This window comes from Micromonospora sp. NPDC048830 (genome assembly GCF_043198215.1).
Lineage (GTDB): Bacteria > Actinomycetota > Actinomycetes > Mycobacteriales > Micromonosporaceae > Micromonospora.
In genome coordinates this window covers 27,764-32,788 of record NZ_JBICUP010000040.1, presented here as the reverse complement: position 1 = coordinate 32,788, position 5,025 = coordinate 27,764, and the positions used below count along the sequence as shown (strand labels likewise).

Sequence of the window (5,025 nt, the reverse complement as noted above, 5' to 3'; positions counted from 1 at the left end):
GCCGGCGCAGGCCGGCCGGGCCCTGGGCCGCGCGCCGGGACCTCCGGGTCGGGCTCGGCGCCGCGCGCCGACGCGCTCCCGGGAGGCGCCGCGTGACCTGGCAGTCACCCGCCCGGCTCTGGCTGCTGCTCGGCGTCCTCGCCGTCGCCGTCGGCTACCTGCTGGCGCAGCGCCGACGCAGCCGGTACGCCGTCCGCTTCACCAACCTGCGGCTGCTCGACCGGGTCGCCCCGGACCGTCCCGCCTGGCGGCGGCACGTACCGGCGGGTCTCTTCCTGGCCATGCTGGCACTGCTGGTGGTGGGCTTCGCCCGGCCCAGCGCCGAGGTGCGGGTGCCTCGGGAGCGGGCCACGGTGATGGTGGCGGTGGACGTGTCGACCTCCATGCTCGCCACCGACGTGGCGCCGGACCGGCTCACCGCGGCCAAGGCGGCGGCCCGGCGCTTCGTCGACGGCCTGCCGGACGAGTTCAACGTGGGGCTGGTCGCGTTCGCCGGCAGCGCCGCGGTGGTGGTGCCGCCGGGCACGGACCGCGAACCGCTGCACGAGGGGATAGAGCGCCTCGCGGAGGGCAGCACCGGCGTGCAGGGCACCGCCATCGGCGAGGCCATCAGCACCTCCCTCGGGGCGGTGAAGGGGCTGGACGGCGAGGCGGCGAAGGAGCCTCCGCCGGCCCGGATCATCCTGCTCTCCGACGGTGCCAACACCTCCGGCATGGACCCGATGGAGGCCGCGGCGGAGGCGGTCGCCGCGAAGGTGCAGGTGCACACCATCTCCTTCGGCACCCTCTCCGGCTCCGTCGACCGGGGCGGCCGGCCCATCCAGGTGCCGGTGGACGGACAGACGCTCAAGGCCGTCGCCGAGGAGACCGGGGGCGGCTTCCACGAGGCCACCAACAGCGAGGAGCTGCGCGCCGTCTACGACGACATCGGCACCTCGGTGGGCTACCGCAGGGAACGGCAGGACGTCTCCGCCCGGTTCATCGGCCTCGGGCTGGTCCTGGCCATGGGTGCCGCGGCGGGATCGATGCGGTGGTTCTCCCGGCTGCCCTGAACGGCCGGCGAACGAGCCGCCCCGGCGGGCCGTCGGGCCCGCCCCGGTACGACCGGACATCCGGCGGTGACGAGGACGTGAGGAGCGACGGATGGCAGTGCAGACCGGACTGGGCGAGCCGCGCGGGCCGTGGTTCGTCTCACCGGAGCTGGACCCGGACGGGCGGGTGCGTTGGGACGTACCCGGTGGGCGTGGGGGCGGCCCGCCGCGGAGCTGGCGGGGGCGGTTGCTGGCCGGCGCCGCGGTGGTCGCCCTCTCCACCCTCTCGGGCGCGGCGGCCGGCGCCTGGGTCGCCGACCAGACCGGTACGGCGGGGCCGGCGCCGGCGTCGGCGGCGCCGGTGCCCGCGGAGCTGGTGACCGCCGCGGAGCGGACCGTGCCCGGCGTCGTGTCGGTCATGGTCGGGGGCGGCGCCGGCACCTCGGCGACCGGCTCGGGGTTCGCGATCGACGACCAGCAGCACCTGATCACCAACGACCACATCCTGGCCAAGGGCGGCGGGGGCGGGGTGACGGTGGAACTGCCGGACGGCCGGCGGTTTCCGGCGGAGGTGGTCGGCCGGGAGCCGGACAGCGACCTGGCCGTGCTCAAGGTGCCCCCGGCGGCCCGGCTGGCCGCGCTGCCGCTGGCCAAGCCCGGCTCGACCCGGGTCGGCGAGCCGGTGCTCGCGGTCGGCTGTCCGCTCGGGCTGGCCGGCACGGTCACGGCGGGTATCGTCAGCGCGCTCGACCGGCAGGTACGACTGGGCACGAGCCGGCACCGCGCGGTGCAGACCGACGCCTCGATCAACCCGGGCAACTCCGGCGGCCCGTTGGTCAACGCCCGGGGCGAGGTGGTCGGGGTGAACACGGCCATCGCCACCATCGACGGCAGCGGCTCGATCGGCATCGGCTTCGCCATCCCGATCGACCAGGTGCAGCAGGCCGCCGACACCATCATCGGCAAGGGTGGCTGAACGCGGATCACGCCCAACCCGGCCGGTCGAAATGGGAAAATTGTCAGACGCGCGGCGCGAAAATGGCGCGTCATGGAACTACTACTCTGAGTATGCATACTGACGAGGATGGAGCGACCGGTCATTGCGGCCCTGCTGTTGGCGGGCCTGTTCATCGGGTGGGGAGTGGGCGCCGCGTACGCCCGCGCGCGGCGCGGGTGGAAGGACTACCAAGCCGCGCGGCGCACCGTGCCGACGGCGCGGCGCGTGGCCTGGGGCCTGATCCGGGCGGTCGGCACCAGGGTCGGCGTGGTGGCGCTGCTGCTCCTGGGCGCGGTCGCGTACGCCGCCGCCGGCCCGGACGACGATCGCGCGGGCCCGACGCCCGGGCCGTCGGTCACCCCGAGCGCCACCCGGGAGGCCCGGGTCGGGCGATAGCCTTCGGGGCGTGGACGGACTGCGGGTGACCGACCGGCTGGTCGTGCCGGGCACCGAGCTGCGGGAGCGCTTCTCCCGCTCGTCGGGCCCCGGCGGGCAGGGCGTCAACACCGCCGACTCCCGGGTGGAGCTGAGCTTCGACCTGGCCGGCTCGCCGAGTCTGCCGGAGCCGCTGCGGGCCCGCGCGCTGGACCGCCTGGCCAACCGGCTGGTCGACGGGGTGCTCACGGTCGCGGCGAGCGAGCATCGGGCCCAACTCGCCAACCGGGAGGCCGCCCGCGAGCGGATGGCGGCGCTGCTGCGCGAGGCCGTCGCGCCGCCGGCCCCGCCGCGCCGCCCCACCCGCCCGTCGAAGGGCGCGAAGGAACGCCGCCTCGCCGACAAGAAACGCCAGGCCCAGCGCAAGCGCGACCGCCGGGTCGACGGCGACTGACGCGCACGAATTCGGTTGAGCCCGGCCCGCGAGAAGGTCGGCTTCGTCGCCGACGGGGTGCTGCGCCAGGTGCTGCGCGACGGCGACGACTGGGTGGACGCCACCGTGATGTCGATCCTCGCCCCCGAGTGGGCGGCGCACCGGGGCCGCCCCTGAGCGACGGCACGGCCGGGTGCGGGCTACCCTTTGCCGCCCGTCCGCGCCGACGGCACCGTGTCCGCCCAGACGGCCGGGCGCGGCAGCAGCCAGTGGTTGAAGTCCCAGCTGAAGATCGAGGTGCAGGTCATCCGGTGCACCCCGGCCTTGAAGCCCCAGAAGTCGAGCCGGCCGAGACCGTAGGCGGCCAGCTCCTCGGCGGCTGGGTCCGTCGTCGAGAGGTCCGTGTCGTCGAGCACGACCAGGCCGGACGGGCTGAGGTACTTCGGCGCGACCCGGGCGCAGACGGTGCGGGAACTGCCGTCGATCACGACGACGTCCCACGGCGCGCCGTTCACGATCGCCCGCACGTACGGGGAGTCCTCGGAGCCGTCCCACCAGCCGTCGGCGCAGGGCACGTGCCGGATCTCCCCGTTGGCCGGCTGGGGAAGCCGGGCGTACCAGGCGGCGTCGTGTTCGACCGAGACGATCTCCCCCACCCGGCCGGGCCGCGCGAACCAGGACGTCGACGACCCCGAGCCGTACTCGAACACCCGGGCCGCGGGGTGCAGCACCGCCTCCAGCCAGCGCACCGCCGGGTAACTGAGCCAGGGGATCGGCCTGCCCTGGGCGTCGACGGGCGCCCCGCCCACGGAACGCTGCCAGCCTTCCTGACGCAGCGTGGTCAGCGCCAGGAGCGACGTGTGGGCCCGGCGGGACTGCGGAATGCGCAGCACGACCCGCGTGAACAGCCCGCGTGCCCGGGCGGTGAGCGGTGTCCTGGTCATTGGGTCCTCCTCCTCGGCGCCGACGTACAGCCGAGCCAACGAACCGCACCCCGAAAAGGTGATGAAGAGTACGAAACGTCACTGATCCGGCCGGCCGTGCCGGGCGCCGCCGCGCACGGCCGAAGGCGGGTCAGGCACCGCCTCACGCACGCGTGAGTAGGGCGTTCAGTCGTCCCCGAGCGCGGCCAGCAGGCGGGCCCGGAGCACCCCGCCCCGCTCCGCGAAGCCGCGTTGGGCGGCGGCGTACTCCGCGCGTCCCTCCGGCGTCTCTACCCGCACCGGCGGGTACCCGAGCGCCGCCAGGTCGTACGGGCTGGCCCGCATGTCCAGCGCGCGGATCTCCCGGGCCAGCGCGAACGCGTCCGCGACGAGCTCGCTCGGCACCAGCGGAGACAGCTTGTACGCCCACTTGTACAGGTCCATGTTGGCGTGCAGACAGCCCGGCTGCTCCAGCTCGTGCTGGCGCTCCCGCGTCGGGTTGAGCAGGTTCAGCGGCCGGGCCGGCGCCGTGAAGAACCGGTACGCGTCGAAGTGGCTGCACCGCACGCCCCGCTCCTCGACGACGGCCGCCGTCTCGGCCGGGCTCAGCCGCAGCGGCCACGCGTTGTGGCGTACCTCCTCCTGGGTCTGCCGGTAGACCATCGCCCACTCGTGCATCCCGAAGCAGCCGAGGTGCGCCGGGCGGCCGGCCGTGGCCGCCAGCAGCGTCCGGATCCAGCCGACCGACTCGGCCCGCCGGGCGCGTACCGCCGCGGTGTCGAGCGTGAGCCCGGCGGCGGTGGTCTGGTAGTCCCGGCCGAACTCGGCGGGGTCCGCCCCGCGCAGCACGACGCCGGCGCCCGGATGCCAGCGGCGCAGTTGGGCGGGGCGGTGCGAGTAGTAGGTGAAGAGGAAGTCCTCCACCGGGTGCCTCTCGCCGGCCCGCCGGCGCGCCAGGTGCGCCGCCAGCCAGGCGTCGACCCGCTCCTCGTGGGCCCGCCGTCGGGCCTGCCAGTCGGCCACGTCGAGCGGCGCGGCGGAGGCGAGGGCGGCGGTCACGCACCCAGCGTACGACCGCCGCCCACCCGCCCCTCGTCGTGCCGGCTCCGGTGCGGCCGGGCGGCCCCTCGGCGTCCTGCCTCGCTGGCTGCCCGGCACATCCGGCGCCGACCCGGCACATCCGGCGCCGACCCGGCACATCCGGCGCCGACCCGGCACATCCGGCGCCGACCCGGCACATCCGGCGCCGACCCGGCACATCCGGCG

The 5,025-nt window shown here is 75.5% G+C and carries 7 protein-coding genes; 5 read left to right on the top strand and 2 right to left on the bottom strand.

The features are described 5' to 3' along the window. Positions 1 to 92: 92 nt before the first annotated feature. The 5 genes from ACGFIZ_RS26980 (at position 93) to ACGFIZ_RS26960 (ending at position 3,013) form a co-directional block, all read left to right on the top strand. On the top strand, positions 93 to 1,052 hold the full coding sequence (locus ACGFIZ_RS26980; RefSeq protein ID WP_393423680.1) for a VWA domain-containing protein: 960 nt from the start codon (positions 93 to 95) through the stop codon (positions 1,050 to 1,052). Positions 1,053 to 1,143: 91 nt separating this feature from the next. Beyond that, positions 1,144 to 2,007 carry a S1C family serine protease gene (locus tag ACGFIZ_RS26975; protein WP_393423678.1) on the top strand — a complete coding sequence of 288 codons (864 nt, stop codon included), beginning with the start codon at positions 1,144 to 1,146 and terminating at the stop codon, positions 2,005 to 2,007. A gap of 108 nt (positions 2,008 to 2,115) precedes the next feature. Beyond that, positions 2,116 to 2,424 carry a hypothetical protein gene (locus ACGFIZ_RS26970; RefSeq protein ID WP_393423676.1) on the top strand — a complete coding sequence of 103 codons (309 nt, stop codon included), beginning with the start codon at positions 2,116 to 2,118 and terminating at the stop codon, positions 2,422 to 2,424. A 25-nt stretch (positions 2,425 to 2,449) separates the two neighbouring features. Further along, the gene (gene arfB / locus ACGFIZ_RS26965; protein WP_393423716.1) at positions 2,450 to 2,857 is read left to right on the top strand and encodes an alternative ribosome rescue aminoacyl-tRNA hydrolase ArfB; all 408 of its coding nucleotides are present in this window, start codon (positions 2,450 to 2,452) and stop codon (positions 2,855 to 2,857) included. Between the two features lie 15 nt (positions 2,858 to 2,872). Then, a complete protein-coding gene (locus tag ACGFIZ_RS26960; protein WP_393423674.1) occupies positions 2,873 to 3,013 on the top strand; it encodes a hypothetical protein in 141 nt (46 codons plus the stop codon). Between the two features lie 23 nt (positions 3,014 to 3,036). On the opposite strand, the gene ACGFIZ_RS26955 is transcribed toward ACGFIZ_RS26960, so the two are convergent. After that, entirely contained in the window at positions 3,037 to 3,780 is a 744-nt protein-coding gene (locus ACGFIZ_RS26955; RefSeq protein WP_393423672.1) for a hypothetical protein, read from the bottom strand. A 165-nt stretch (positions 3,781 to 3,945) separates the two neighbouring features. Then, the gene (locus ACGFIZ_RS26950) at positions 3,946 to 4,818 is read right to left on the bottom strand and encodes a 3-methyladenine DNA glycosylase (RefSeq protein ID WP_393423670.1); all 873 of its coding nucleotides are present in this window, start codon (positions 4,816 to 4,818) and stop codon (positions 3,946 to 3,948) included. Positions 4,819 to 5,025: the final 207 nt, after the last annotated feature.

Coding starts and splice junctions, on each gene's coding strand:
- ACGFIZ_RS26955 (WP_393423672.1), bottom strand. CDS start 3,780: ATGACCAGGACACCGCTCACCGCCCGGGCACGCGGGCTGTTCACGCGG.
- ACGFIZ_RS26970 (WP_393423676.1), top strand. CDS start 2,116: ATGGAGCGACCGGTCATTGCGGCCCTGCTGTTGGCGGGCCTGTTCATC.
- ACGFIZ_RS26975 (WP_393423678.1), top strand. CDS start 1,144: ATGGCAGTGCAGACCGGACTGGGCGAGCCGCGCGGGCCGTGGTTCGTC.